Source organism: Kribbella sp. NBC_01505 (assembly GCF_045040285.1).
GTDB lineage: Bacteria > Actinomycetota > Actinomycetes > Propionibacteriales > Kribbellaceae > Kribbella.
On sequence record NZ_CP109425.1, the window covers coordinates 6,377,458 to 6,400,729 of the forward strand.

Annotated in this window: 37 protein-coding genes; 31 read left to right on the forward strand and 6 right to left on the reverse strand. The window is 63.0% G+C overall.

Going from position 1 to position 23,272, the window contains the following annotated elements; genetic code table 11:
• The first annotated feature begins 1,142 nt into the window (after positions 1–1,142).
• From OG474_RS30150 to OG474_RS30285, 28 genes are all read left to right on the forward strand, one after another.
• Positions 1,143–1,547 carry a hypothetical protein gene (locus tag OG474_RS30150; RefSeq protein WP_405056978.1) on the forward strand — a complete coding sequence of 135 codons (405 nt, stop codon included), beginning with the start codon at positions 1,143–1,145 and terminating at the stop codon, positions 1,545–1,547.
• 847 nt (positions 1,548–2,394) lie between these two features.
• Positions 2,395–3,153 carry a hypothetical protein gene (locus OG474_RS30155; protein ID WP_405056979.1) on the forward strand — a complete coding sequence of 253 codons (759 nt, stop codon included), beginning with the start codon at positions 2,395–2,397 and terminating at the stop codon, positions 3,151–3,153.
• Between the two features lie 85 nt (positions 3,154–3,238).
• Positions 3,239–3,796, forward strand: a complete 558-nt coding sequence (locus tag OG474_RS30160) for an antirestriction protein ArdA (RefSeq protein WP_405056980.1) — start codon at positions 3,239–3,241, stop codon at positions 3,794–3,796.
• A gap of 107 nt (positions 3,797–3,903) precedes the next feature.
• On the forward strand, positions 3,904–4,137 hold the full coding sequence (locus OG474_RS30165) for a hypothetical protein (protein ID WP_405056981.1): 234 nt from the start codon (positions 3,904–3,906) through the stop codon (positions 4,135–4,137).
• On the forward strand, positions 4,127–4,282 hold the full coding sequence (locus OG474_RS30170) for a hypothetical protein (protein ID WP_405056982.1): 156 nt from the start codon (positions 4,127–4,129) through the stop codon (positions 4,280–4,282). The genes OG474_RS30165 and OG474_RS30170 overlap by 11 nt, the downstream gene beginning before the upstream one ends.
• Positions 4,283–4,369: 87 nt before the next feature.
• Positions 4,370–4,651: a hypothetical protein gene (locus tag OG474_RS30175; protein WP_405056983.1), complete on the forward strand. Its 282-nt coding sequence runs from the start codon at positions 4,370–4,372 to the stop codon at positions 4,649–4,651.
• Complete coding sequence (locus tag OG474_RS30180; RefSeq protein ID WP_405056984.1) at positions 4,648–5,001, forward strand: hypothetical protein; 354 nt, start codon at positions 4,648–4,650, stop codon at positions 4,999–5,001. The genes OG474_RS30175 and OG474_RS30180 overlap by 4 nt, the downstream gene beginning before the upstream one ends.
• Positions 4,995–5,228 carry a hypothetical protein gene (locus OG474_RS30185; protein ID WP_405056985.1) on the forward strand — a complete coding sequence of 78 codons (234 nt, stop codon included), beginning with the start codon at positions 4,995–4,997 and terminating at the stop codon, positions 5,226–5,228. Before OG474_RS30180 ends, OG474_RS30185 begins: the two co-directional genes overlap by 7 nt.
• On the forward strand, positions 5,225–5,599 hold the full coding sequence (locus OG474_RS30190) for a hypothetical protein (RefSeq protein WP_405056986.1): 375 nt from the start codon (positions 5,225–5,227) through the stop codon (positions 5,597–5,599). The genes OG474_RS30185 and OG474_RS30190 overlap by 4 nt, the downstream gene beginning before the upstream one ends.
• Positions 5,599–5,757 carry a hypothetical protein gene (locus tag OG474_RS30195; protein WP_405056987.1) on the forward strand — a complete coding sequence of 53 codons (159 nt, stop codon included), beginning with the start codon at positions 5,599–5,601 and terminating at the stop codon, positions 5,755–5,757. Before OG474_RS30190 ends, OG474_RS30195 begins: the two co-directional genes overlap by 1 nt.
• A gap of 87 nt (positions 5,758–5,844) precedes the next feature.
• On the forward strand, positions 5,845–6,180 hold the full coding sequence (locus tag OG474_RS30200; RefSeq protein ID WP_405056988.1) for a hypothetical protein: 336 nt from the start codon (positions 5,845–5,847) through the stop codon (positions 6,178–6,180).
• 191 nt (positions 6,181–6,371) lie between these two features.
• Positions 6,372–7,004 carry a hypothetical protein gene (locus OG474_RS30205; RefSeq protein WP_405056989.1) on the forward strand — a complete coding sequence of 211 codons (633 nt, stop codon included), beginning with the start codon at positions 6,372–6,374 and terminating at the stop codon, positions 7,002–7,004.
• A 54-nt stretch (positions 7,005–7,058) separates the two neighbouring features.
• Complete coding sequence (locus OG474_RS30210; RefSeq protein ID WP_405056990.1) at positions 7,059–7,361, forward strand: helix-turn-helix domain-containing protein; 303 nt, start codon at positions 7,059–7,061, stop codon at positions 7,359–7,361.
• A gap of 221 nt (positions 7,362–7,582) precedes the next feature.
• The gene (locus OG474_RS30215) at positions 7,583–7,867 is read left to right on the forward strand and encodes a hypothetical protein (RefSeq protein ID WP_405056991.1); all 285 of its coding nucleotides are present in this window, start codon (positions 7,583–7,585) and stop codon (positions 7,865–7,867) included.
• A gap of 85 nt (positions 7,868–7,952) precedes the next feature.
• Positions 7,953–8,327, forward strand: a complete 375-nt coding sequence (locus tag OG474_RS30220; protein ID WP_405056992.1) for a hypothetical protein — start codon at positions 7,953–7,955, stop codon at positions 8,325–8,327.
• On the forward strand, positions 8,324–8,584 hold the full coding sequence (locus tag OG474_RS30225; protein ID WP_405056993.1) for a hypothetical protein: 261 nt from the start codon (positions 8,324–8,326) through the stop codon (positions 8,582–8,584). Before OG474_RS30220 ends, OG474_RS30225 begins: the two co-directional genes overlap by 4 nt.
• Positions 8,585–8,730: 146 nt before the next feature.
• Positions 8,731–9,021, forward strand: a complete 291-nt coding sequence (locus OG474_RS30230) for a hypothetical protein (protein ID WP_405056994.1) — start codon at positions 8,731–8,733, stop codon at positions 9,019–9,021.
• A gap of 1 nt (position 9,022) precedes the next feature.
• A complete protein-coding gene (locus OG474_RS30235; RefSeq protein ID WP_405056995.1) occupies positions 9,023–9,229 on the forward strand; it encodes a hypothetical protein in 207 nt (68 codons plus the stop codon).
• Between the two features lie 3 nt (positions 9,230–9,232).
• Positions 9,233–9,469, forward strand: coding sequence for a hypothetical protein (locus tag OG474_RS30240; protein WP_405056996.1), 237 nt, complete (start codon positions 9,233–9,235; stop codon positions 9,467–9,469).
• A gap of 184 nt (positions 9,470–9,653) precedes the next feature.
• Complete coding sequence (locus tag OG474_RS30245) at positions 9,654–10,031, forward strand: hypothetical protein (protein WP_405056997.1); 378 nt, start codon at positions 9,654–9,656, stop codon at positions 10,029–10,031.
• Entirely contained in the window at positions 10,031–10,522 is a 492-nt protein-coding gene (locus OG474_RS30250; protein ID WP_405056998.1) for a hypothetical protein, read from the forward strand. The genes OG474_RS30245 and OG474_RS30250 overlap by 1 nt, the downstream gene beginning before the upstream one ends.
• Positions 10,519–10,932 carry a hypothetical protein gene (locus OG474_RS30255; protein ID WP_405056999.1) on the forward strand — a complete coding sequence of 138 codons (414 nt, stop codon included), beginning with the start codon at positions 10,519–10,521 and terminating at the stop codon, positions 10,930–10,932. Before OG474_RS30250 ends, OG474_RS30255 begins: the two co-directional genes overlap by 4 nt.
• Positions 10,933–10,934: 2 nt before the next feature.
• A complete protein-coding gene (locus tag OG474_RS30260) occupies positions 10,935–11,252 on the forward strand; it encodes a hypothetical protein (RefSeq protein WP_405057000.1) in 318 nt (105 codons plus the stop codon).
• Positions 11,234–11,674, forward strand: coding sequence for a ribonuclease H (locus OG474_RS30265; protein WP_405057001.1), 441 nt, complete (start codon positions 11,234–11,236; stop codon positions 11,672–11,674). The genes OG474_RS30260 and OG474_RS30265 overlap by 19 nt, the downstream gene beginning before the upstream one ends.
• A complete protein-coding gene (locus tag OG474_RS30270) occupies positions 11,664–12,824 on the forward strand; it encodes an RtcB family protein (RefSeq protein WP_405057002.1) in 1,161 nt (386 codons plus the stop codon). Before OG474_RS30265 ends, OG474_RS30270 begins: the two co-directional genes overlap by 11 nt.
• A 5-nt stretch (positions 12,825–12,829) precedes the next feature.
• The gene (locus tag OG474_RS30275) at positions 12,830–13,108 is read left to right on the forward strand and encodes a hypothetical protein (protein WP_405057003.1); all 279 of its coding nucleotides are present in this window, start codon (positions 12,830–12,832) and stop codon (positions 13,106–13,108) included.
• Complete coding sequence (locus OG474_RS30280; RefSeq protein ID WP_405057004.1) at positions 13,105–13,329, forward strand: DNA-binding protein; 225 nt, start codon at positions 13,105–13,107, stop codon at positions 13,327–13,329. The genes OG474_RS30275 and OG474_RS30280 overlap by 4 nt, the downstream gene beginning before the upstream one ends.
• Positions 13,330–13,385: 56 nt before the next feature.
• A complete protein-coding gene (locus tag OG474_RS30285; RefSeq protein ID WP_405057005.1) occupies positions 13,386–14,591 on the forward strand; it encodes a tyrosine-type recombinase/integrase in 1,206 nt (401 codons plus the stop codon).
• Positions 14,592–14,616: 25 nt separating this feature from the next.
• Here the strand turns inward: OG474_RS30285 and OG474_RS30290 are convergent, their stop codons facing one another.
• Positions 14,617–15,225, reverse strand: coding sequence for a hypothetical protein (locus OG474_RS30290; RefSeq protein ID WP_405057006.1), 609 nt, complete (start codon positions 15,223–15,225; stop codon positions 14,617–14,619).
• 1,207 nt (positions 15,226–16,432) lie between these two features.
• Here OG474_RS30290 and OG474_RS30295 point away from each other — a divergent pair.
• The 3 genes from OG474_RS30295 to OG474_RS30305 all read left to right on the forward strand — a co-directional run bounded on the left by OG474_RS30295 (position 16,433) and on the right by OG474_RS30305 (position 19,366).
• On the forward strand, positions 16,433–17,860 hold the full coding sequence (locus OG474_RS30295; protein ID WP_405057007.1) for a hypothetical protein: 1,428 nt from the start codon (positions 16,433–16,435) through the stop codon (positions 17,858–17,860).
• Between the two features lie 50 nt (positions 17,861–17,910).
• Positions 17,911–18,336 (forward strand): hypothetical protein, encoded by a 426-nt coding sequence (locus tag OG474_RS30300; protein ID WP_405057008.1) that lies wholly within the window; start codon positions 17,911–17,913, stop codon positions 18,334–18,336.
• Between the two features lie 313 nt (positions 18,337–18,649).
• The gene (locus OG474_RS30305) at positions 18,650–19,366 is read left to right on the forward strand and encodes a DUF6338 family protein (protein WP_405057009.1); all 717 of its coding nucleotides are present in this window, start codon (positions 18,650–18,652) and stop codon (positions 19,364–19,366) included.
• Between the two features lie 5 nt (positions 19,367–19,371).
• Here the strand turns inward: OG474_RS30305 and OG474_RS30310 are convergent, their stop codons facing one another.
• From OG474_RS30310 to tgmA, 5 genes are all read right to left on the reverse strand, one after another.
• On the reverse strand, positions 19,372–19,578 hold the full coding sequence (locus tag OG474_RS30310) for a hypothetical protein (RefSeq protein WP_405057010.1): 207 nt from the start codon (positions 19,576–19,578) through the stop codon (positions 19,372–19,374).
• A gap of 171 nt (positions 19,579–19,749) precedes the next feature.
• A complete protein-coding gene (locus tag OG474_RS30315) occupies positions 19,750–20,421 on the reverse strand; it encodes a hypothetical protein (protein WP_405057011.1) in 672 nt (223 codons plus the stop codon).
• A 321-nt stretch (positions 20,422–20,742) separates the two neighbouring features.
• Positions 20,743–21,954, reverse strand: a complete 1,212-nt coding sequence (gene tgmC / locus OG474_RS30320; protein WP_405057012.1) for an ATP-grasp peptide maturase system methyltransferase — start codon at positions 21,952–21,954, stop codon at positions 20,743–20,745.
• Positions 21,951–22,916, reverse strand: coding sequence for an ATP-grasp ribosomal peptide maturase (gene tgmB / locus OG474_RS30325; protein WP_405057013.1), 966 nt, complete (start codon positions 22,914–22,916; stop codon positions 21,951–21,953). Before tgmB ends, tgmC begins: the two co-directional genes overlap by 4 nt.
• Positions 22,916–23,233 (reverse strand): putative ATP-grasp-modified RiPP, encoded by a 318-nt coding sequence (gene tgmA / locus OG474_RS30330; RefSeq protein WP_405057014.1) that lies wholly within the window; start codon positions 23,231–23,233, stop codon positions 22,916–22,918. Before tgmA ends, tgmB begins: the two co-directional genes overlap by 1 nt.
• Positions 23,234–23,272: the final 39 nt, after the last annotated feature.

Sequence of the window (23,272 nt, forward strand, 5' to 3'; positions counted from 1 at the left end):
CGAGGATAAGAGTGGTCCTTCACCAGTCCGCCGGTGCGACTATTTTCCCAGTGGAGACAGCGATTCTGCCCCCTGGAAGTGCTGCCCGCAACGTCGGGATTCCGCCGCGAAGTCGACCCTGGAACCGTGGCAAGATCCCGGCTGCTATGACAAGGCGGTGCCCTTCTTTTCGCTCGCGCGGGTGATACCCCCACCCCTCCCGCTCGGCAACCGCCTAGGCATGTGGCCTCTCGCACGCCGCACCGACTTGCAAAGTGTGATGGTGTGGCATTAATGTTCTGGGTGTTGGGCCGAGGGACGGCAGCCCGGAGGGACCGGGCAAGCGGGGCGAGCGACGCAACCGCAGGCAGGCTGACAACTCCACACAGGAACACCGCAGGCAGCGCGGCTCACATGTGCGGCACACACGCCGTACGGACTGGATCGCAGCACACGGGAGCACCAGTACACGCAATGTGTGATAGTGTGTCACTCGTTGGGCAAGCCGGACGGACCCACCTCCCAGAAGAGCGTAGGGAGTTACCCGTCACCTACGGCTCGCTCAACAGGTAAGACCGAGCAAGTTGCAAACGGTGTGATAGTGTGGCAGTCTTGCATCAAGCAAGCGAGACACGGGGCCGGTCGAATCGACCGCAGGCCGGTAAGGAATCGGCCCTGACAATCGAATAGCGCGAAACCCGCAGTGAGCGGGGACGCGGCGTGACGGGAAGGGGGCATCCCCTGCAACTCCCGGCAGCGCGGTCCTCGCCTCCCTGAACAGACAGGCATAGCGGCTCGGGTAGTAGGCAACCAGCTAGGGACCACGCAGCTAGTACGCATGGCCTAACCGGAAGTGCGCCATTGGATGTCCGATGGTGGCTCGGTGAGGGCGTAGCGAGCGGAAGTCCTCTGTCCCGGAAACGGGAAGCTGCGAAACGGGGCCGGAGGGTAACGGCGGCGGACGGAAGTCCGCGCCACAACCGGCCCCAAACGAAAGACCCTAGCCTCCGGGTGCTGCACCTAGGCTCACCTCCCCGAATATGTCGACGGGAGCTGAGCGGGTGAGGCAGGCGCAAGCCTGCCGCTGGCGATAGACCGACCGAATCGGACCGGAGGCACTTATTTTTACCCATAGTGTGATAGTGTGTGAGGAGTTGGTGGGTGTGAAGTTGACGGTAGATCTGGTCGAGATCGCTGAGAGGGTTCGGCAGCATCACCACGAGGTTTCGGGTCACGAGGACCAGAGCATCTCCGGTTACTGGACCGAGTCGTATCAGCGGTCAGAGGCTCTCTTCAAGGCAGCGATCGCAGCGGCTTACCCCAACCTCAATACCGAGGCGGTCTATTACGCCTGGGTCGACGGCTTTGAGAGCGTGGCCCATTGCGCCGAGTGGGTGCGCAACAACTACATCGAGACCAGCGTCGAGGCTCCCGGCGAGCCGCTCTGGTCATGCTGCATAGAGCGGCCTGAGGTCATCGTCGAGTTCGAGGATGCCAGCGCCATCTACTCCTGCCGCCGCTGTGCTGCTGCCTCGCCGGTGAAGGTGCACGAGATTCCCAGCGCCTGAGCAACAGTCGAGGGCACGTCTAGTACGTGACCCTGGCTCGGCTGCTCAGCCGAACAACCACAACCACACTCCAGGGGAGAGCTCTGCCATGAACCAGGTGCTGTTGACCCCGCCCGTTCCGAGCGGACACCTGAATCGCCATCCGTACGGCACTGAGATCTACCGAGACCGACGACGCAAGCTCAAGATGTGGAAGCGCGACCGACAGGTCGAGGCTGGCCCCGTCACAGTCCACCGCGGGAAGCCGAAGTCTGCCGGGGAGCGTAAGTTCCCGTGGCACCTGATGGGCTACTGAGCAGGATGCGTCGCCTAGTAGGCCTTCTATGTCTGGTGATCGGCGTACCGGCAGCCGGATTCCTCGCGGCCTATGCCGTCGAGAGCACTGACACCTGGCCGCCGGTCATCCTGCTTCCGCCGAGCTGTCCAACCGAGGACTCCTGTCCACCGCCGTCGAGCGATGCGGACTACCGCGACGGCCGGTGGTGGGTTCCTGTCACGCGATGAGCACCGAGCCTGAGCAGCGCGGCCCGAGGTGCAACCCCTCGGCAGGCACTGGCAGCACTCACGTAGCTGCCACCACTGGGGAAGTAGGGGACCACTTCCGACAGAAGGGTCGAGAGATGGCAAGAACACGTGCACGGCACGCGAGGAACCGGAAGCGTCACGGCAGCCGGACTCCGCGCCCATTGTTGCTGGGCCGCATCCAAGCGGTCTGGGGGTGGGTGCGGCGACACGGCTCGTGACCCAGCACATGGCGAAACCACGCAATCTCCGATCAGGAGTTGCGTGGTCCGGGATGGGGTGGCTCCTGCCCGCTGACGATGCCGAGCCGAGAGAGAGGCACGCGATGAACCACGACTGGAACTTCGAGCCGGACGACGATGACATGGTCCCCGCCTCCGCGCTGATCGAATGGGCACGAACGCACGGCGGACTACAGACCTGCCCGTTCGGAGAGATGCCAGAGCCGGGCACCGTAACGAGCTACGGCGACTTTCGTCCGCTGCACTACGGCTACGAGACACCCACATACCTTGAGATTCGGGATGCTTCGTTCTCCGACTACTCGGGCTCTGGCTACCACCGGAGTAACCACCGTTCCCTGCTCCGCGACTTCGGTGACTACGTCATCGACACGTACGGAGGTCACGGGACCGAGGCCCTGTTCCTCAGGCTAGACAGCCTTATCCCGATCCTGCTCGCCGAGGCCGTTGTGTCGATGGGCGAGTACCCGGTCTACGACGAGGACGACTGGTCCGAACTGGAGACCGAAACCGAGCAAGAAGACTGGGACGGGTGGGGGCGCTGGGAGATGCGACAGCTCGTCGAGGACACCTACCGCGAGCTGACGCGTCAGGAGCTGTACGACGACGAGGTCGTGACCGACGAGCGCCTGAACGCACTGTTCTGGGAGCAGGTGGCCGAGGGCAACGTCGGGTACGAACTGGAGTCCGCCGTATCTGGAACCTGGTGGCGCTTCGCGGAAGCGGGTGAGGCAATCGGCCGGCGCCTGGCACAGGAGACGTATGCCGACTGGGAGAACCAGGCGGCGTCATATGTTCGCGGCCCGCTGGACCAGCTACTGCCGCTCCAGATCGCTGTGTGACAACGACATTCGCCCGAGCGGAACACTCCCCGGTTCGAGTCCGGGGCGGGCACTCCGAAGAGTCCAAGCTGAAGGTTGGGAAGCGATGGCAGACGCAAGAGTCTGGGTGGGGTGTCTGGGTTGCCACAACGAGGGCTACCTTGCGGGCCAGTGGTTCGACGCTGGCGATGCTCCAGAGGAAGTGGCCGGAGAAGACTCGTTCAACGCACGGCTCCACGGTGACTGGTTTCCCGTGTCGCCGTGGCACTACAGCGACGCCCACGAGGAACTGTGGGTCATGGATACGGACGGTATGCCGGTCGATCGGGAAATGTCGCCGTACGAGGCTAACCAGATCGGTGCGAAGCTCGACGAGATCGAGGAGAGCAACCTGTCAGTCGAGGCGGTGATGATCTACGCCGAGTGGACGGGCGACGCCTTCGTTGAGGTGAAGCTCGATGCCGCCCAGGCAGCCTACGAAGGTGAGTGGCGATCGGAAGTGGACTTTGCCCGGTGGTGGGCTGAGGAGACCGGGGCACTGCCCGCCGAACCGGACTGGCCGACGAACTACATCGATTGGGAGTCCGCGACCCTCGATCTGATGCAGACCTTCCATGCAGCCGAGGATTCCTCGGGCATGGTTCACATCTTCTGGGCTTGCTGATGCTCACCGTGAGGAAGGCCCGCCCGCAGGAGGCTGGGTGCTGGATCGATGGTGCACGTGGTCAGTACGCAATCTCTGAGCTGGTGCACCGAGCAATCAGCCGAGGCATGACGGTCGAGGACGGCTCCAAGGACGCACTCAAAGCGTACGAGGCAGGCGAGGACGAGGCCTGGGACCCCGTCGCCGAAGCGATGGTCGACACGAGCGACTGGATTCACGGCCTGGCCGACATCGCCGAGGAGTGGATGAACGAATACCTCGCTCCGACAGGTCACACCTTCGGTTGGCACGAAGGCGAGTTTTTCCTCTGGACGGACGAGGAGTGGGTCCATGCCTGCTGAGCTTTCGTGGCCTACAGACCTTCCGTGCGGCTGCGCGCACAACTTCGAGTGCCCCCACGACTGGTGTCCGCGGTGCGAGCAGGAGGTGACGTACGACCTCGACGTCTGCACGAAGTGCGGACGCGTCTGGGGCATCGACTTCTGAGATCCACCCCAGCCTGACCGGCAGGCACCCACGTTCGAGCCGTGGGCAGGTACTCAAGCACGCCCAAAACCAAGAGGTGAGAGAGCGATGAGAGTCATATTCGTGGCCGTGGACCTGCTGGACTACGAGGTGGGATGGAATGTCGCTGCCAACTCAGCCGCGGAGCGGGACGAGGCGCTGAAGGCGCACGCAGTCGGGGAATGGAGCGCCGACCCCGAGTCCGAGGACTGGTCGGTGATCGAGGACCCGATCCAGACCGAGGACGAGGCACTCGCGCGCTACCGCGAGATTCTCAACGCGATGGAAGAGACCTCGGGTCGCTGCATCATCACCTCCCGGATGACGCTCGCGGATGAGGTGAGCGCATGAATGCCACCGAGACGCTTACGTTTCGCGATCGACCGGTGATTGCTGTCGAGGTTGAAGGCACCTTCAAGTTCGCGGCGTTCGTGTTCGGCGATCGTGCAGAGGCGGGCGGGCGGTATCCAGTGTCTCCGATGGAGGAACAGGTCGCTGGCGAGATGGCGGATGCGATCGAGTACCACGCCTGCAACCTGACGGACGCGGACTGCACGGATGCCCTGATCGTCACCCCGTACGGACTGACTGGAGGAGAGCACATCAAGGTGTCGTCGTACCGCGAGATCAGCTCCGAGTTTGACCACTGGAGCAATGAGGACCTGCTCGTGAAAGCCGACGGCCAGGCACTGGGGTGCTGATGTACGCATACCCCTACCGAATCCTTCGCTTCAAGGAAGACCTGACGCGAAACATCTGCATCTACTTCAAGACCCGCGCGGCAATGGAGCAAGGCGCGCATCGCTGGGCTCGTCGCGATGGCGCGGATGTGGGGACCGAGGAGTACTGCGACCCCTCCGCAGATTACGACGACTGCTGGATTCCCATGTGGGGCTGGTGGCTCGATGGCGTGGTGAAGCCCGCATGAGCGACGAACTGACTGCCCTGATTGCCGCGATCCAGCGCGAGGTCGACGGACACGATGACCTCAACGTCGAGATCGGGGAAATCTATGAGAGGGAAGAGGCCGGCGGCGGGGAGATCCAGAACCTTGAGTGGATTTGGATGGATGACGCCCGGACCGAGTGGGCCGACTCGCACCACGACGTCCTGCGGTCGGCACTTGAATACCTGAAGAAGGTCCAAGCGAACACGCTCCACGTCGTCTACCTCGCCGATGGCGGACACGACAACCCGCTGCTGTATCGCGATGCAGCCGAGGCAGACAAGGTCGTTGAGGTCCTGTGCGGTGAGAACGGGCCAGGGTATGCCTGGGCCGACTCGGTCACGGTGCACTGATGGCGGTCTACCTCTTCGTGCCAATGATTCCGGAGACGTTCGTCGGGTGGGTGCGAGTGACCGCATCCGAGCCCGTGACGTGGATGACGCCAGACGAGGCAGAGGAACTCGCCGACAGCCTGCGTGAGGCCGCGCTCCACGCCAGGTACGGGAAGTAGCTCTCAGCCCGACAGGCAGGCACCAGGGTTCGAGTCCCTGGCGGGCACGCACGTACCGGGCCAATCCCAGCGAATGGAGAGACATTGATGGTGAAACTGACTGGCATCGCCGCACTCCAGCCTGCGACGCGGCGCGCAGCGGCTGACCGTGAAATCGCCGCCGCCCGAGTGATGGCTGACACGGTCGACGTGACCTATCACCCGTCACGGTTCGAGCCGTCCCGCATGATCCACGCGAAGGTCCTGGACACCTCAGATGCACTCGACTCGAACGGTCGCGACAACCTCGTGATCCGCAGAGCCAGCAGTGGCGACGCCGGCCGCGACCACCTGCGTGTGGTGCCCGCAGACCTGAGCCTGCTCACGATCGGCCTACACATGGTTGTGAGCATCGCACCGCACTCGGAAGCAAGTAACGACTGATGACCACCGCCCGACCGGCAGACATCAGGGTTCGAGTCCCTGACGGGCACGAGACGCGCACATGAGGTGCCGTCAGCAACGAATGGAGACGACCATCATGGCTAAGCACAACACCCGCAAGCGCACGCCTGAGGCCAAGCGGGAGACGCTGCGTCGCCGGGAGATCCGTCGTACGAAGGTCAGTGCGTGACATGACGGCGGTCATCGAGGAGACCGAGGAGTATCGAGTTCGGATCGAGCACGACGCCGACCCGGCAGAGCCGTACCACGACGGCGGTACGCCGATTCTGCGGTACGGATGGAACCGGCAGGACCGATGGGCCGCGGTGCAGCTCACCAGCATCACCTCCCATGTCGTGGACCCCTCGATTGTCGCCGCCCTGGAGCGACTCGGCCGCAGAGATCCGGCCACGCAGGAGGCTGTCTTCGAGCGGTATCTCCGCGTCTTCCATGGCAGCCGGTCGATTGTGTGGTGCGACCATCGCGGTGGCAGGTACGTCACCTTCGACACGCAGGCTTGGCGCGATGAAGTTGAACTGACGGATGAGTGGCTGGCAGAGCTGACTCGGGGACGCGCCAAGCCGCTCGACCTTGCGGACATGGACGACTACGTCGCCTACCTGGATGGCGAGTGCTACGGCTGGATCGTCGAGAAGAAGACGCGATGGGTCAAGGTCGACAGCACGGGCACTCCGATCCGCCTGACGGACGAGACGCTGCGCGAGGACTGGGAGGAAGTCGAGTCCTGCTGGGGCTTCTTCGGCTGGGGCCACGTCGAGGACGAGGCACGCGAGGCATTTGCGGCCCTGACGGAGGAGGACTGACTGCAGCATGACCGACCTCGACCGGTTTGGCCCCGTGGCTGGCGGGAGCGGGTGATGGTCGAGCCCGTGATCGAGCGCACGTTCGCGATCAGGTTCCGCCAGCGCCGGGAAGCGCGCGGTTGGTCGCAAGCGATCGTCGCCTCGAAGCTCGCCTCGATGTTTTGCCGGCCGGAGGACCAGGCGCTCATCGCCCGAGTCGAGAAGGGTAAGCGCCGGATCCATCTGGAGGACGCGCACCAACTCGCGTTTCTGATCGGTGCCGACATCAAGGATCTGCTCACGCCCGTGGAATGCGAGGTGTGTAACGACTTCCCTCCAGCTGGCTACTCCTGCCAGACCTGCGGGGCCAAGAGATAGGGGATGAATGTTCAAAGTTGGTGACTCGGTATCGGGGATGTACTTCGACTCCGTACGAGGGACGGTGCTGAACACTCGTGGCACGGTCACTCGCATCGAAGCGATGACTGCTGAGCGATTCCGGGTCCATGTCGAGTTCGACAACGGCAGGACGGAGAGCTACATCGTGAGCAAGTCCGGCCACTCCGACTTCATGTACAAGAACTGAGACGGGGGGAACAGTGAAGCGGATCCGAAACCAAGTTGAGTTCAGAGCCTTCGCCCGAGAGATCGAGATGCGCTACGACTGGCACGAGCCCGACCAGAAAGGCATCTTCGCGTCCGTGGAGGGGCGGTCGTTCGACAACGCGGGAATCTGGCCGGCGCCGGAGCTACGTGATGCCCCGCACCGTGAGCTGCACCTGATCTTCAAGCGCCTGGAGCCCGCGCCGGAGAACCGGAACCACATGGCCGAGCTGGCTGCCGTCAACCTGGCGACGCTCTGCTCGTGGGCGACCAACTCCTGAAGCACCCAGCCTGACTGGCAGACATCGAGGTTCGAGTCCTCGGCAGGCGCTGACGCATGCCCAAAATCAGCCGAGGGGGAACAGTATGAGCCTGTACTACAGGGCGCTGGCCGAGCAGTTCTTCGGTGCGCCTGCGAGTGACTACGCGTGGATCATCGACCGCGATCACCTCGACGAAGAGACACCTCTGGTCGGCATGGCTAGCGAGGTCGGAGTGATGGGGCCGAGCGACGCACCTGTCGAGCTCCTGGCCGAGCTGATCGCAGGGGCCGGATACGTCTTCAAGGTCTACGACGACGACGGAGTGAAGTACTACACCGGCCGTCTGGCGTTCATTCCCGAGGACGATGGCCTGCCGTCGATTGCAGCGACGGCAGGCCCGCTCGACGACTTCGGGACTCCCAACGCTGGAGCGACTTCGGTTCGCTATCCCGGCAAGCCTGAGTGGAACTGCCCGTGACCGACACTCGAAGCATCCACCGTTACCAGGCCGCAGATCGCTGGATTCTGAAGGACCCTGCGGGACGCCAGATCGGCGAGGTCATCCACACCCCGAGCGGACTCATGGTGTGGGCGCACGACTACGAGGGCGACGACGCGACAACCGAGTTCCTGCCCCTGTACCTCGACATCGCGGACGATTTTGCCGGCGCGCTCAGGAAAGTCGACGACCACGAGGCAACGTGGCAGGCCTTCAACGGCGGGAGCGCACCGTGAGTCGCCTGAGCCCCCACTCTCCTGGATGGGCGCGGTACTACCGGATTCATTGGGAAGTCCTCCTTGCGTCGGACGAGAGAAACCGCAACGAACCCACCTGCACGTGCAGCCAATGCCTGGCTGCCATTAAGGAAGAGGAGGAGTCAGTGAGAATCGAGAACGACGACGAAGCCCAGGCCACACAGCACATCGTGCTCGACAACCCCGAGGACCAGGTCTACGTAACGCACAACGGGATGACGCTGTCGATCAGCCTAGGGGACGTGGAACCCGAGCGGGTGTTCCAGCCGTACCCCATCGAACTGGACATCATGACGGAGGACGACCTGGTCCTGGATTACCCGACAGGAACTGAGTCGGGTGATGGACTCCGTATCCGCATCAACGGGGAGTTCCCCTTCGTCCGCTTCGACCGCACCTACACGAAGGAGGCCTGACGTGGGCGTGAATCCCTATGGCACCGACGATCCGGAGGAGCAGGCGTACATCGAGAACGCTCGCTATGACGCAACCATGGAGCGCAGGGCGAACCGCGCCCGGCTGGAGCGTTACGCCGAACTCGGCCTCGATCCGGATGCCGCCCAGTCACTGATCGAGTTCATGGACAGCGCTACCCCGAAAGATCGCGACCCGCAAGGAGGCTGACTGATGAGACTCGACAAGACGACCGCGGTACTCAAGGCGTTGGCTGACGAAGGCCCGCAGACGGTCGACGAGTTCGTTACCAGGCGAGACGCTTACGTGAACTCATGGGCGCCGACCTTCACCGAGCTGCGTAAGGCAGGGCTTGTGACGCGGACCGGAGCTCAACGAACGACCAGCCACGGCGCGGTGGCGCACGTCATCGCCATCACGCCGGCTGGCCAAGCGCAGGTGGCGGCGTGATCGCGTGCTCGCCGACGCGCGGACACAAACCATTTACAACATCAGCAGTGTGCAGGGATCTTGTGGTGTGATAGTGTGGCATTAACGATTTCGGAATGGCGACTGGGGTCGGTGTGACAGTGTTGCATAAGCACGCTTAGTGGAGGGAAACCTTGCCGGTCGCCGCGATGAGAGGAGAGCTCATTTGCAGTACAAGTACGTCGAGTTGAGCTATACCGTTCCGGCCGAACTCGCTCAGCAGATCCTGACCGAGCAGACGGCCCGAGTGCCCGAGGAACCGCAGGTCACGTTCTTTCCCGATGACGGCGGCCTCGTTGCCGCCGTCAACATCCAAGGCGACGGGATGCAGGATGCTCAAGCACTGACGCTGGCCACTGAACTTACCTGGAACTGGATGTACGACTACCTCGCAGGCATGGAGGGAAGCGACATCGACGACCCGTGGTCGATGAAGCTGATCGACCGAGACCGGATGGCCGACTACTTCAGCCGCGCAGCAAACCCGGACCCAACGCCGCCCTCCGGGCCAGCCGAAGACGACGGGCTCGCGGGAGTCAGCTAGTGGCCATCACCTTCACCAAAGCCCACGTGAAGCAGATGGTGGAGACGCTCGACCAGGACCACGAAGACATCGAGGCCGCGGCCAGCGCCGCACTCGGCACCGCGCTGGAGATCGTGCAAGCGCGAGCCAAGTTCACCGCAGTAGGTCAACTGCACCACCCGACCGGACACCTGACTCCCGGGGAGGCGCGGTCGAACATGGTTGCTCTCGGGTGGTACGCCACCGAAAAGCAGGCCGACGACGCCGCGATGTCGCTCGTCTACTCGACCGCGACGCACGAGACATTTCGGACGTGGACGTTGCCGATCTTCAACGGCACGCCGGCCGCCTACTACAGCGACCGCAAGAAGGCTCGCGCAGCCGCGGAGATCGCACTCAGGGGCGGGAAGCAAGCAGAGCTGGAGCGACGCGTCCAGTGGTTCAAAGACAACCCCGAAACCAAGCCCCCGAAATGGGGGCCGATCTGGAAGACAGAGGTGACACCAGCATGATCCCGACCAACACGAAGGTGCCGAGCGAATACATCCACCCAGTCGGCAAGATCCAGGTCGTCGAGGACGGTCCCGGCGGGTACTGCAACGAGCTGGTGAATCGCGGGACCACCGACCTGATGCACGACGACGCCGAGGTGGTCATGAGCCAGATCGTCGGTACTGACAAGCACACGCTGATGATCGATCTCGACGTGCCCGCCACCTTGATCCCGTCGACGACCCCCGGGCACAGCCACCTCTACATCGACGTCAAGACGGACTGGCCCATGGCACTCCAGGTGCTCGAAGCACTAGCCGATGCCGGTGTAGTTGAACCGGGTTATGTGCGGGCGTCCGAAGCGCGCAGGTGCACGACCCTGCGGCTGCCGTGGGTCCGGAAGAAGCGGCCCGAGGCGGTTCAGCTTTGAAGGTGACGCTCACCTGGGATGAGGCGTGGCGCAAGACCACGGATATCGAGGTGGAGGAGTGGGAGGTCAGGGACGCCTTTGGCCTCGATGAGTCGGAGCCAATCACGGGCGACCAGCTCTACGAGTATCTCGAAGACATCCAGAACGCGGGCGAAGGCATTCCCTGGATCACCGGCAACGGCATGGAGGGTTATGACTTCCTGACCTTCGAACTCGTGAAGATCCACACCGACCGATTCGGATCGTCCGATGACTACCTGTGCTTCTGCATCGGCCTGAGCCACCATCGAGACTGCCCGAAATGGGCGATGCCGTTCTGATCGAGGTCTGGACGGACGGGGCCTGCTCGGGAGGCACCGGCGGCTGGGCATGGGTCGTCGACGGCGGCCGGCACGATGCTGGATCGGCCTACGGCACCACCAACCAGCGCATGGAGCTCCAAGCGGCCTACGAGGCGGTCCAGAGCAACTTCGGGCCGCTGGTTGTGGTCTCCGACTCGTCGTACGTCGTCAACTGCTTCGCCCAAGGCTGGTGGCGAGGCTGGCACCGCAGAAACTGGGTCAACTCGGCCCGCAAGCCGGTCGCGAACCGGGACATCTGGGAACCGCTCGTCGAGCTGGTCCTTCATCGGGAAGACGTGACATTCCGATGGGTGAAGGGCCACTCCGGGCAACCACTCAACGACCAGGCCGACCGGCTGGCCGTACAAGCACGAGAGGAGGCAGCAAGCCATGATCAGTGAGCTGCGAGGCGGGGCGCACCCCGTCAAGATGTGGACCGAGGTAACCGGAGTCGAGTCGGTGGCCTTGGACCAACTTCGCAACATCGCCAACCTGCCCTACATCCACAAGCACGTCGCCGTCATGCCCGACGTTCACTACGGCAAGGGCGCCACGGTCGGCTCGGTCATCGCGATGAAGGACGCGGTTTCGCCATCCGCCGTGGGCGTGGACATCGGCTGCGGCATGGCTGCAACGAAGACCAGCCTCACAAGCGCCGACCTGCCCGACGACCTGAGCCTCATCCGCTCGGCCATCGAAGCGAAGATCCCGGTCGGCTTCCACTCGCACAGCGAGTCCCTGCTCGGAAAGCACGACCCACTCCTCACGGGCTTCGATCGGCTCCACCCCAGCGTCCGGAAGGACGAGGCGCGCGCCCTGAAGCAGGTCGGAACGCTCGGCTCGGGCAACCACTTCATCGAGCTGTGCCTGGACACCGAGGACAACGTATGGCTCATGCTCCACTCCGGCAGCCGCAACATCGGCAAGGTCATCGCGGAGGCGCACATCAAGATCGCGAAGGAGCTCCCACACAACGGCGACCTCCCGGACCGCGACCTGGCAGTGTTCCTGGCAAACACCCCGGAGATGGCCAGCTACCGGCGCGACCTGCACTTCGCGCAGCAGTACGCCATGGCGAACCGCAGCATCATGCTCACGCTGTACATCCAAGTCATGCGGACGTTCTTCCCGCAGGCCCGGTTCGGCTTCACCGTGAACGCGCACCACAACTACGTCTCCGAGGAGCATCACTTCGGAGAGGACGTGCTGGTCACCCGCAAGGGAGCCATCTCGGCCCGCAACGGCGAATACGGGATCATCCCCGGCTCGATGGGCACGAAGTCATACATCGTGCGCGGCCTCGGCAACCCCGAGTCGTTCCACTCGGCCAGCCACGGTGCCGGCCGACGCATGTCGCGCAGTAGAGCCAAGAAGCTGTTCACGGTCGATGACCTGGCGGCTCAGACGGCCGGCGTGGAGTGCCGCAAGGACCAGGGCGTTGTCGACGAGATCCCTGGCGCCTACAAGGACATCGAACAAGTCATGGCCAACCAAGCAGATCTCGTCGCCATCGAGGCCGAGCTGCGTCAGGTGCTGTGCGTGAAGGGGTGAGGCGATTGTTCGCAGCAGAAGACATCAAACGGCTCGAACGGTTTACCAGGTCGTTCCGGGCGCAGAAGCCGAACTGCCAGATCGTCAAGAGCCTGAAAGACGAGGCCGGCGAGCCAGTTCATCTGGACGTTGACGAGCTAGAAGGCCTGGTCAGACTGGCTCGGACTCAACTCCCTCTGCGGGAGATGATGAAGCTTCACGAGATCCAGCTCTGGCACTTCGACCCGGTGCAAGAGCGCGTCATTCGCACGCGGCCGGAGAGCCGGATCGAGGCGGGCCTATGACCTGCTCGGACTGCGGCGCTGCCAAGCGCGCTGCGTTGATGCATCTGACGCCGAAGGATTTGGCAGCGCGCTGGCAGGTCACAGTCGGGCACTTGGCCAACCTCCGTTCGGCAGGCAAGGGACCGAACTATCTCCGGCTCGGAGGCGGCATTACCTACCGCCTGGGCGATGTCGAGAACTACGAAGAGGCCGCTTTGGTGCGCCATAGAAAAGCCGCCTAAGGGCAATAGCCAGAACTGAACGAGCCAGCACAAGGGGGGTGATGATGCAGGGCTCGATGCTAGACATCGGCGAGATTGGCGACATCGAGGTTGTCCCGCAGAAGCGGGACACAGACGGCACCTGGAGAAAAGCGGTACACCACCGCTCTGCCGGGCGGTGGCGCGCTCGCGCGCACTTCCGCGGATTCGACGGCATCACCGGCGAGCGCTCACGCTACGGAAAGACCCGCAACGAGGCTGTCGAGAAGCTTGAGGCGGCGCTCAAGGAGGTCCCCAGCCTCGGGGCCTCTCTAGAGGGCCTGAAGCGCTCGATGCCGATCGCCGAGGCCGGTGATGTCTGGCTGGAGCAGATCAAGCGGCCCGAGTCCAAGCTGGCCGCCAGCACCATCGACGACTACGAGCGAGCACTCAAGAACCACATCAAGGGCGAGAAGTCGACGATCCGCGGACTGACCCTTGAGCAGGTCAACGATCCACAGCGCCTGCGGATGTTCCTCCAAGACGTTGCAGACCGGCGCGGCACCGGTGCAGCCAAGATGGCGCGCCAGGTCGTGGCCGGCATTCTGTGGATGGCTGTCGAGAACGGCATCTTCGACACGAATGCCATCCGCATGGTCAGGCCGGTCGAGGCCAAAGAGTCCAAGAAGACCGAACGCCAGGAGCAACACGACCTCAAACGTGCGTTCACCGACGAAGAGGGCGACGCCGTCATCGTCGACGCCGAGCGCCGGGCACGCGAGGCTACCCATCCCAGCACGGTCCGCAAGTGGATCACCACCGCCGACCTCCACGCCTTCATGCGGGGCACTGCCGCTCGGATCGGCGAGGCACGCGCGGTGGAGTGGGAAGACATGGACGTGCTCACCGGCTGGGTGCTGATCCTGGGAACCAAGACCCCGGGATCAAAACGAGCCGTCAAGATGCCGTCCTGGCTCCTCGAACGAATGCGAGAGCGAGCCGCCAGGATCGGCGTCGAAGGGCTGGTCTTCCCGTCTCCCCACCAGATCCGCGACCCGTGGAAGCCCTGGGACCAGTCGAACTGCAGCAAAGCTGTCCGTACCGTGCTCGACGGCGCGAAGATGCTGTGGGCCGTGCCCCACACTTGGCGTCGGACAGTTGCGAGCAAGCTGGAAGATGCCGGCTGGAAATGGTCCGACATCGCGGACCAGCTTGGCCACGCAGACCCGTCGATGACGGCCGATCACTACCTCGATCGAGACCTAATGGCCCGGGGCGACTCGCGGGCGGCAGACATCCTCTAGCCGTCCCGCGAGTCGATGGTCGCAGCTACTCTCGGGCGGAGCGCTCAAGTACCAGTTCGGGGAGGTCTTTCCGAGCGACCTCGGCTGCGGCCTCGGCGAGACTGTCGGCGGTCAAGCCGAACCAACCACCGCTATGGCGTTGCAGCCAGCCGACCTCCCAACGCTGATCGGCCATCTGGCGAAAGCTGATCCCATAGCCATGTGACGCGCCCAAGGCGATAAGGCCGACCACCGCATCGGTCTCCGGCATTGCTTCGACTAGCTCGGCGGCCTCGTCGAGATGTCCCTGCGCCCAGTCAGTAATAGCGGTAGCCAAGGAGGGAGGTAGCCCAGACGACGCCTCCAGCTTCGTGACGGCTGCGTTGTACTGCTCGCCGGTCTCGACGTGATCGATGTGGTACCAGGACTCCTCCGGCGAGGCGTCGTAAGACTCCAGGCCGACGCCCTCGGATAGAACCTCCCTGGTATGCCAGTCGACGTTCTTCCATAGCAGCTCGCCCGCGTCGTCACGATCGCCTGTCGGACCCCCGTCGATGATCCGGAAGCCCTCGGCCTGGAGTGTTTTGATCCTGGTTTCGGAGCGCAACTCATCCTTGTCGGATTCGGCTAGCACCCCAGCCATGAGACCGCGCATCCCATCGAGCGTAGAACCCATCCCGGCAGACTCCCTTCGATCTCCGCCGTCGTCTCAACGGCAGGAGGTTCTTTGCAGGCGCCCGCGACGGTCCGGAAACCCGGCAGATCAGCGAGCTTTCCTCGGCCGCAGGATCTTAGCGGCGCACCTGGTGAAACGCTGGCCGCGCCTCGGCGTTACGCGCCGAGTCCGCCCTGCCGGACTACCCGCTGGGTGGGCAGGCTGGATGAGTCACAGAAGCTAAGGAACGAACTTCCGGTCAAAGTATCGGTCAATCTGCCTCTGACCTGCGCCTGCAGATTGCAAACGCGCAGGTCAGAGGAGGGTTTGCGCGCCAGGCAGGACTCGAACCTGCGACCAACGGATTAGAAGGCCGCCACACCCGATAGACAAGGCCCGTTCAAGCCTCAGCAGCGGACACAGGATCGGCTAGTTTCCGACTCTAAAAACTCTGTTACTCGCCAGTCCGTTCCAAAATCTGTTCCAACGGTTCCAGGCTGGCTGTCGCAGCCGAGCTGATGCCCTGGTCGTCAGCGAGCGACCCGATCCATTGAACCTACCGCCCGGGCTGCGTGGCTCCACGTTAGGCAATGGGCCAGTTGGAATCCTCAGGGCGACGAGAAGCTGCCGCGCACAATCGTCTACCTGCCGGTGTACCTTGCACTGTCTGGGCAGAACGCTACCGCCGCGCTCCGAACCTTCGGCGAGAGGACAGCGACAGGCACCAACGCCGGGCCTGAGCGAGCCAGCGATAGTCAACCCACGTGGCCACCTCGTCGGACACCCTGGGTTCGATGGCAGATCGAGCGCCTAAGCCTTCTTACTCACGGCGGCCTCGACAGCAGCGCACAGCTGGTCCGCCTGTGCGGGGACGCCATGATGACCCGCCGCCAGCAGATCGACCGCCGCCGCACGTGGTGGCCGGACACAACGGCGAAGGTGCCTTTGCGGCATGCAAGAACCTCGGCGATGACCGGTGTGAGAGCAGCCATCGAGTCGCCGCCTCGACTGCTCCACCTGGATCGAACCGACCGACGGCAGGACAAACGACCGGCCCGGTTGCACTTTGCTGCAAGGAATATTAGTTACGTAAGTATCGAGACGACTGGTAGCGTCGAAGGCGGGTTCTTAATGGATCAGCCGCGAGATTCGCCGCCACCCGAAGAAACGGCAGACACCGAACAGCCCACCGGTTAGCCGCGCACGCATGCGCGACTTCGGGAGATACTCCGTGGCGGGATCATTGCTGGTCAATGCACCTATTGCGGAGGGGTTTGTGAGGCTAAGAAAAATCCATCTCGTAGCCGTCTTTATGATGCCATTGTCTTTACTGGCGGCACCAGCAGGAGCAACGCCGGGCGTTTCGGGCGGTTTGACGCCTTCGGAGTTGGCGGCGGTAGGTCCGGCGGAGCCGCCGCAAAAGTTATACAAGGCGCCTGACGTCGGATCGCGGGCAGAGCCAACGCCTGAAGCATGTGTGAAAGTCGCGAGCCAGGCGAAAATCAAGCCATCGGCTGGCAAATCTGGCCGATGCGCCTCTATTCGTCCCGCAACAGAGAAAGAGTTCCAAGCAGAGCTCAAGCGAGATGCTGCAAAGAAGCCGGACTTGTTGCAATGGTCGGATTCGAGCTTCGCACCGTCCGCTACCTTCCCGGTGCCGGCATGGCCCGTCACCTGTACGTCGACACAGGGAACGGAGCTCGGCTGGTTCACCGTTAGCCGTCGCACCGCCTGTTCTCATAAGGTCTACTACATCGAGGTTATTGAGATCCCCACCGGACGCCTCATCGGCACGGCAACGGTTCATAACCTAGTCCAAACTGTAGTGGCGACTGATGCTGTCCTGATCCGCGGTAAAGCAAAATGGGTCGTGACGAACTGGACTGGAGTTGGTCTGCCCGAGCGTGCCGATGGCGAAGGGTTCGGTTGCTTTAACGGATGTGGCTTGACTAATTACGGTGTCAGGCAAGACAATTTCGATACGTGGTCTTCGGAGAGTGATCTCGATCCGTTCGATAAGCCGGCATCCGGTCAGATCCTAGACTTCCCTACGGAGTCGGGGATCACATTCTTCAGTAGCCAGTGGGGCCTGGGGCAGGATGGTCATCACCCGTACAGCGTCTACATCAACAACGATACGACCCGAACTCGCTGCGACTGGATACAAAATGCCAAGGCGGCCTGCATTTTCTTCAATCACCCGGGGTATGTCAGCTGGAATCATCTCAAAGTGCCAGAGTTCATCCGCCATATCGAGAGGGCTTTCAACTCCGGGCTGCCTGGGTCGTACCTCACTGAAACGTATCTGCATCGCCTCATGGACGATACCAAGCGAAACCAAAACGGCAATAAGGCATGCCCGGGGAGCATTCCGAGGCCGAACAATATGCAATGCGATGAGTACCCGTTCCGGAGTGCGTACGAAGGTGCGTTCACCAGTGGCGCCACGCAAGCCCGGAGCTATCCCGGATGCCAGATGCCTGACCCGGCGAGGACCGGCCCCACGGGATGGAGCAGGTGCTTCATCAATGCTGGTCAGAACGGGTCTGCCGGTGGAACCTTGTCCGCTGCCTACAGTAGTGAGCGTATTCTCGACGGCGACCGTTTTCAGCTCGGCATCGGAGCTCATCCCTAATGACAGCACAGCCCTGGTCCGTCGAAGTCGACTTCCATCAGTTTCATCTGATGGACGGTTCAGAGCCGCCTGAGTCAGATCCAGACGGGCCGGCGAAGCTGCTCCAGTGCACGCCAGAAGGTGTCATTGTGTTCACTGGGTGCGCCAGCGGGCGGGTGCATGTCACGGTCAACGTCCTAGACCACGCACCTTCAAGCGAGGCCAGAGCTGCGGCCACCTGGGAGGTTGAGGTCGAGGAGGACGCGACAATCGCTGGGCCTCTGTACCTCAGGCCGACGGCCGGCTATAGCAATCCAGAGCTGGTGTACGAACCGGCCGTGCCTGGGTTGCATCGAGTCCTCGTTCAGGCGCGTGGGCGCACCGCCAACTACGACCTAGCGCTCAGTGACTCTGGCGAGGAGTACGCGATCTCGATATGGCCGGTCGACCAGCCAGCTGAACGTCTTGAGCTGCGCGACGACGGCCTGGACATCTAACGCAAACCGTGAGCCGGCCCGGATTTGGCCAAGATCGTCCGGGTCGGCTCACCGCGGGATGCGGCGCGCAAAGTTCCTGGCGTACGAGTTGCCCCGGAGAGTGCGACCGTTGGGACGATGGCTCCTCCTGGGTGTAGGTGACGACGACTGCCTCACGCAAAGCTATGCGGCCCGCTACAGCCAGTGTGGTCCGAAGCCCTGGTGCACGTGCTCCCGCGCGAGTCGAGCTGTCACCGCTCCCGTCGCCTGTAATCCTTAGGGGGCGAGACGGGAATTTGCTGCCCGGCGCAGGGCCAAGAACTGGGAGGCAGAAATGCCGACAACTTTCACAGGTCTGCTGCTGTTTGTTGTGCTCCTTCTCCCAGGATTTGCCTATCTAGTCGGGAAGGAGCGGGCTGGCACCGAAAGACGTGCATCACCCTTCCGTGAGACGGTTGCGATCGTCGCTGCAAGTATCTCGGCCGAGCTTGCCGTCGTCCTGATTTCCGCACTGCTCTGGACACGGCATGTCAGTTTGAGGCGCCTCATGCGTGACCCGGAGGGCTACCTGGACACGTCGCCAGGCCTGCTGGCAGGGTGGTCGGCGGGCCTATTGCTCGCCGCGACAGCGCTTGCCTATCTGGCGACTTGGCCGTCGATCCGTCGGGGACTAGGACGCATCACTCCTAGGGTCGTCCAGGCCGGAGGGCACACCGCGTACCCGCATCCATCGGCTGTCTCAGGGTGGTGGCTGATGTTCGAGCATCATCATCCGGGCATGACGAAGCACGTAGGACTGCAGCTGGATGATGGGTCCGCAGTGTCTGGGGACCTGCTCTCGTTCAACAACGACGCTAGCGATAGCGGCGATCGCGACATCGTGTTGGTAGCTCCGATCGAATACCGTGCTGCAGGCGAATCCGACCAGGTTGCCTATCCGACATCCATGGTTGCTGTGCCGGCGCGACGAATTGTCGCCATGTTCGTGACGGTGGTCGAGGAGACGGACGACGGCGAGGCGCCAGCGGTGCCGGGCACCCAGCCGTCGTGACCAACCTATTTCTTGGCCGGAGGCGGCAGCTTCGGTCGTGCGGGCTGTACGGGTACGACCGACTTGTTCGGCTTCTGTCCGTTGCCGATCTTCTGACCTCGCGAGTCGCCAACCTCGCCTGTGGCTACGCGTGGACGTAGCACCTGATTCGGCCGCTGGCCGAATTCGCCACCTGTGTCGCCGGACTGCACGAGCTGAATTCGATCGTTCATGACGACCTCCTTCTCTCACTAGGAATCGATCCCCAGGTCCAACTACAAGACGCTAGCCTTGAGCTGCTTCCCTGCGGCGACGACACGCTGCGCCGTGTGGTGAGTCTGGTGATGCAGCGGAAGGACGCCGCTTGGCGCGGGAGGCCGTTAGGTGCCGGGTCGGCGATTGGCCTATTGCGGTGATCGACGTTCAGTGAGGGACTCACTCCAGGTCGCGAGGCTCGCGTCGTCGTGGCGCTTGGTTCGCGGGTGACGAGCACCGTCTGGATCGTCGATCTCAATTCGACGAACCTGGTCTATGAGCGACTGGGGGCCGAGGCCGGTGAGCATGTCCAAGTACTCCGGCCAGGAGAACAAGTCCATCTGGTCGACCGGTCGCGTGGCTCCATCGGAGAACACCGCAAGCCGCCTGGTCTGCTCGCGCGGGTAGCTGTTGACGATCGCATGCCGCGCGGCCTCGGGGTCGGAGGCGGCTACCCACCAACCGTCACCCCGATTGCGCGTCCGTGTCTGGTTCGCAACCAGAGCCGCGATCGCGGCCTTGTGCTCGGACGTATCGAACAACAGCCCGGCCACTGCATCAGGTTCTGTGCCTGAGATGTCTTCGATACGGAGGTCGCAGGTGACCTGCGGACCCTCTGTGGTCTCGACGACCACGGTCACATCTGACAGAGAAAGGACATCGACGGTCTCGTCGCCAACACGCAGGATCCCCGCTGCTGCGCACGGGGTTCCTGGGTCGGTCAGATCGCATGTGTCGGAGTGCAGATTTGCGACCGCGGAGAGGCCCTCGTACAGACCCTCCTGGAGTGGCAGCTTTGGCCTGCTGACGAGCGCGGCCATCGTGAGTGCGCCGAGTTGTTGGGCGTACCAGGCGACTCCATGGTGACAACCGCCCATTGGTACGCCGGCACCGTCGATAACGATTGCTAGGTTCGGCGTTGCGATGACGAAGTCTTCGTTCGGGCGGCCAGGCGCCCCGTCAGTGGCAAGGGAGAACACTCAGGTACCGCCATTCTCTGGTTGGACAGAAGCGAGCATTCCGCAGAATCTGCGTGAACTTCAGCTTGAACCCGGCTAGCCCACCGGCTGCTCTCCTCACGATTGACCGGGCCGGGCCGCGCGATTGGCGGATGGTGGCTCGACCGGTCTGTCTTGGAGCGACTAACGCGGCAGGGTCCAGGACAACGGGCCCTGTGGGTCGCCGAACCAGATCGTCTGAGCCTCTGGCGTCACGGTGATGCGGAACTGGTCGAGTGAGGGTGAACCGGCTGCGCGCCACTGGGTGATAGCCGATTCGACTGAGTCCCACAGGTTGGCTGGTCCCGACTGGCGTACTGTGGCTGGCTCATCTGATTCCTGCTCGAGGATGGCGACTGACCGTTGGCTCAGGTCAACGAGGTGATCGAACACTGGGCCATCGTCCAGGCCATAGGTGACCAGTTGGGCGTCGGGGATGGCGAGTTGCGCGATGAATAGAGAGGTCCATCCCTCCCATGGGTCCAGGATCTCGGAGCCCGCAGCAGTCGCCCGTTCGGTTGTTTGGATCTTGTTGATCCATTCGTGAAAGTCGTCTCCGAGTGGTGGAGCAGTGTGTGGGCGGGCCGGCATGAAGGAGTCGGTGCCTCCGAGGAAGACACCCTCCGCGGTGCCATCTCCGGTGACTTCGAGTCGCACGAGTCCGGACGAGGCGTGGAGCCATCCCAGCATCGTCGTGAGGATCAGTCCGCGTGGTCGCGTCTGAGCGACCCATGCCGATGGAATGTGCCGAACCGAGCAAGTGGCAATGACCCGGTCGTACAAAGCACCGGTGGGGTTGCCGAGAAGTCCGTCTCCCGTGACGAGGTCAGGCGAGAATCCAGCCTTGGCGAGTGCCTTCTTGGCGCGGGCGGCGACAGCCGCGTCAACCTCAACTGACGTTACTTGCTGTGCCCCGAGACGCGCGGATAGTAGACCGGTGGAGTAGCCGGTGCCGGTCCCGATTTCGAGGACCCGGCTGGTCTGCTCGACCTGGAGCTCCTCCAACATCCGCACTACCAGACCAGGCAGAGTCGATGACGACGTCGGAGCACCAGCAACTGGGACGTCTGTGTCGAATGCGGTGATGCTGTGATTGAGCTGTGTCACCCAGGTCTCGTCGGTGTAGGTCAGTTCCATCCGATCAGGCGCGCCGACCAGCTCTGGGGTGACTGGCCGCCACATCGTCTCGCGCGGGTCATCGATCCTCTCGAAGAAGCCCGGGATGAACACCTCCCTGGGAACGGCCTCGACCGCGGTGCGCCAGGGGTGGGTGCGCAGATCTCCGGACTTCACGAGCGCGTCAGCTAGCCGCAGCCGTAGGGCCGTTGTCGGGCTTTCGCCAGGTTCAATGGTCATCGTGTACCTCGTTCCAGTAGGTCGGCGAGGGCGGAAGTCATTGGTAGGCCGGTCTCGTCTTCCAGCCAGCCCCACTGGCCGTTCGGGTTGCATTCCAAGAAGATCGGGCCGCCCTCCTGAGGGACGGCGAAGTCGAAGCAGCCGAAGACCAGGTCGAATCGCTTCATGTAGGCGCGCATGCCGTCGACGAGCCCCGCCGGTGGCTCGACCACCGAATAGGACAGGTGGTCGTAGTCATATCGCCAGTCCAGGAGGTCGGGGGTCTCAGTAAGGATTTTGACGCAGAACACGTGGTTGCCCATCACAGTGACACGCAGGTCCGCGACCTTGTCGCAGCGGGCTTGGAACAGGTGCATGGTTCCAGCGATCGACTCGTCCAGTTCTGTCGGCGAGACCTCCTTGACCCAGATGCTCGCGGGCTCGCCGTCGACATCGTGCATGCCGATATAGAGAGGCTTGTAGATGATCCTTCCAACGCCTCGTGCGAAGGCCAGGGCTTCTCCGGGATCGTTGGTAATGATCGTTGGCGGCACTCTGAGGCCGGATGCGGCAGCTGCCGAAAGCTGGACGGGTTTGTACTCGGCGTCGGCGATCGCGTTCGGATGATTGACGTACAGGCAACCAGGCAGATCTGCGAGGAGTCCGCCTAGCCCGAAACGGGCCTGCGCAGCAGCGAAGCGGGCAGCCTGAGGCTCCAGGTGTGAGAAGTCGAAATCATTTGGACGGCGAAAGTAGAGGGACCGCACAGCCGTCAGATCGGCAAGGCGAGAAGGTGTCCGCAGCCAGCCTCGCCATCCCCGCAAGCCGTTGATGTCAGCCGAGATGCCCAGACTGGTTGGGAAGTCGAAGGAATCGAAGCGGACTACCGGTACGTCGCGTTCGTTCAGCTCTTCGATCACTAAGTCTGCGGTCGGGTCGTCAACCTCGGTCATGACCAAGACTGGGCGAGCGTCGGTCGCCATCAGTCGATCCTGGTGTCTTGTTTGTGGTCGGTATCCGGCCGTGGGCCAGATCCGTCCGACTTGTTGCTGGTCTTCGTGCTTCTTTCGGTACCCACACGAGACTTGCTGTGCTTGCCTGGCGCCACGACGATCGTGCCGTTGGGCAGCTCGTATAGGCCCTGCTGGGTGGCCGGGTCGACGCCGGCCGGGTTCTCCTCAACAATCCCGATCGATCCGTAAGGCTCCAGCCGCCGCAGCCCCCAAGGACTCTGCGAGCTAGTTCCGACCCGAGCGGACGGGCTGACAGGGAATCGATCTGCATACCTGTACATCTTCATGCCTCCTAGGTAGTTGGAAGACCCGCTGGCTGCCCTGCG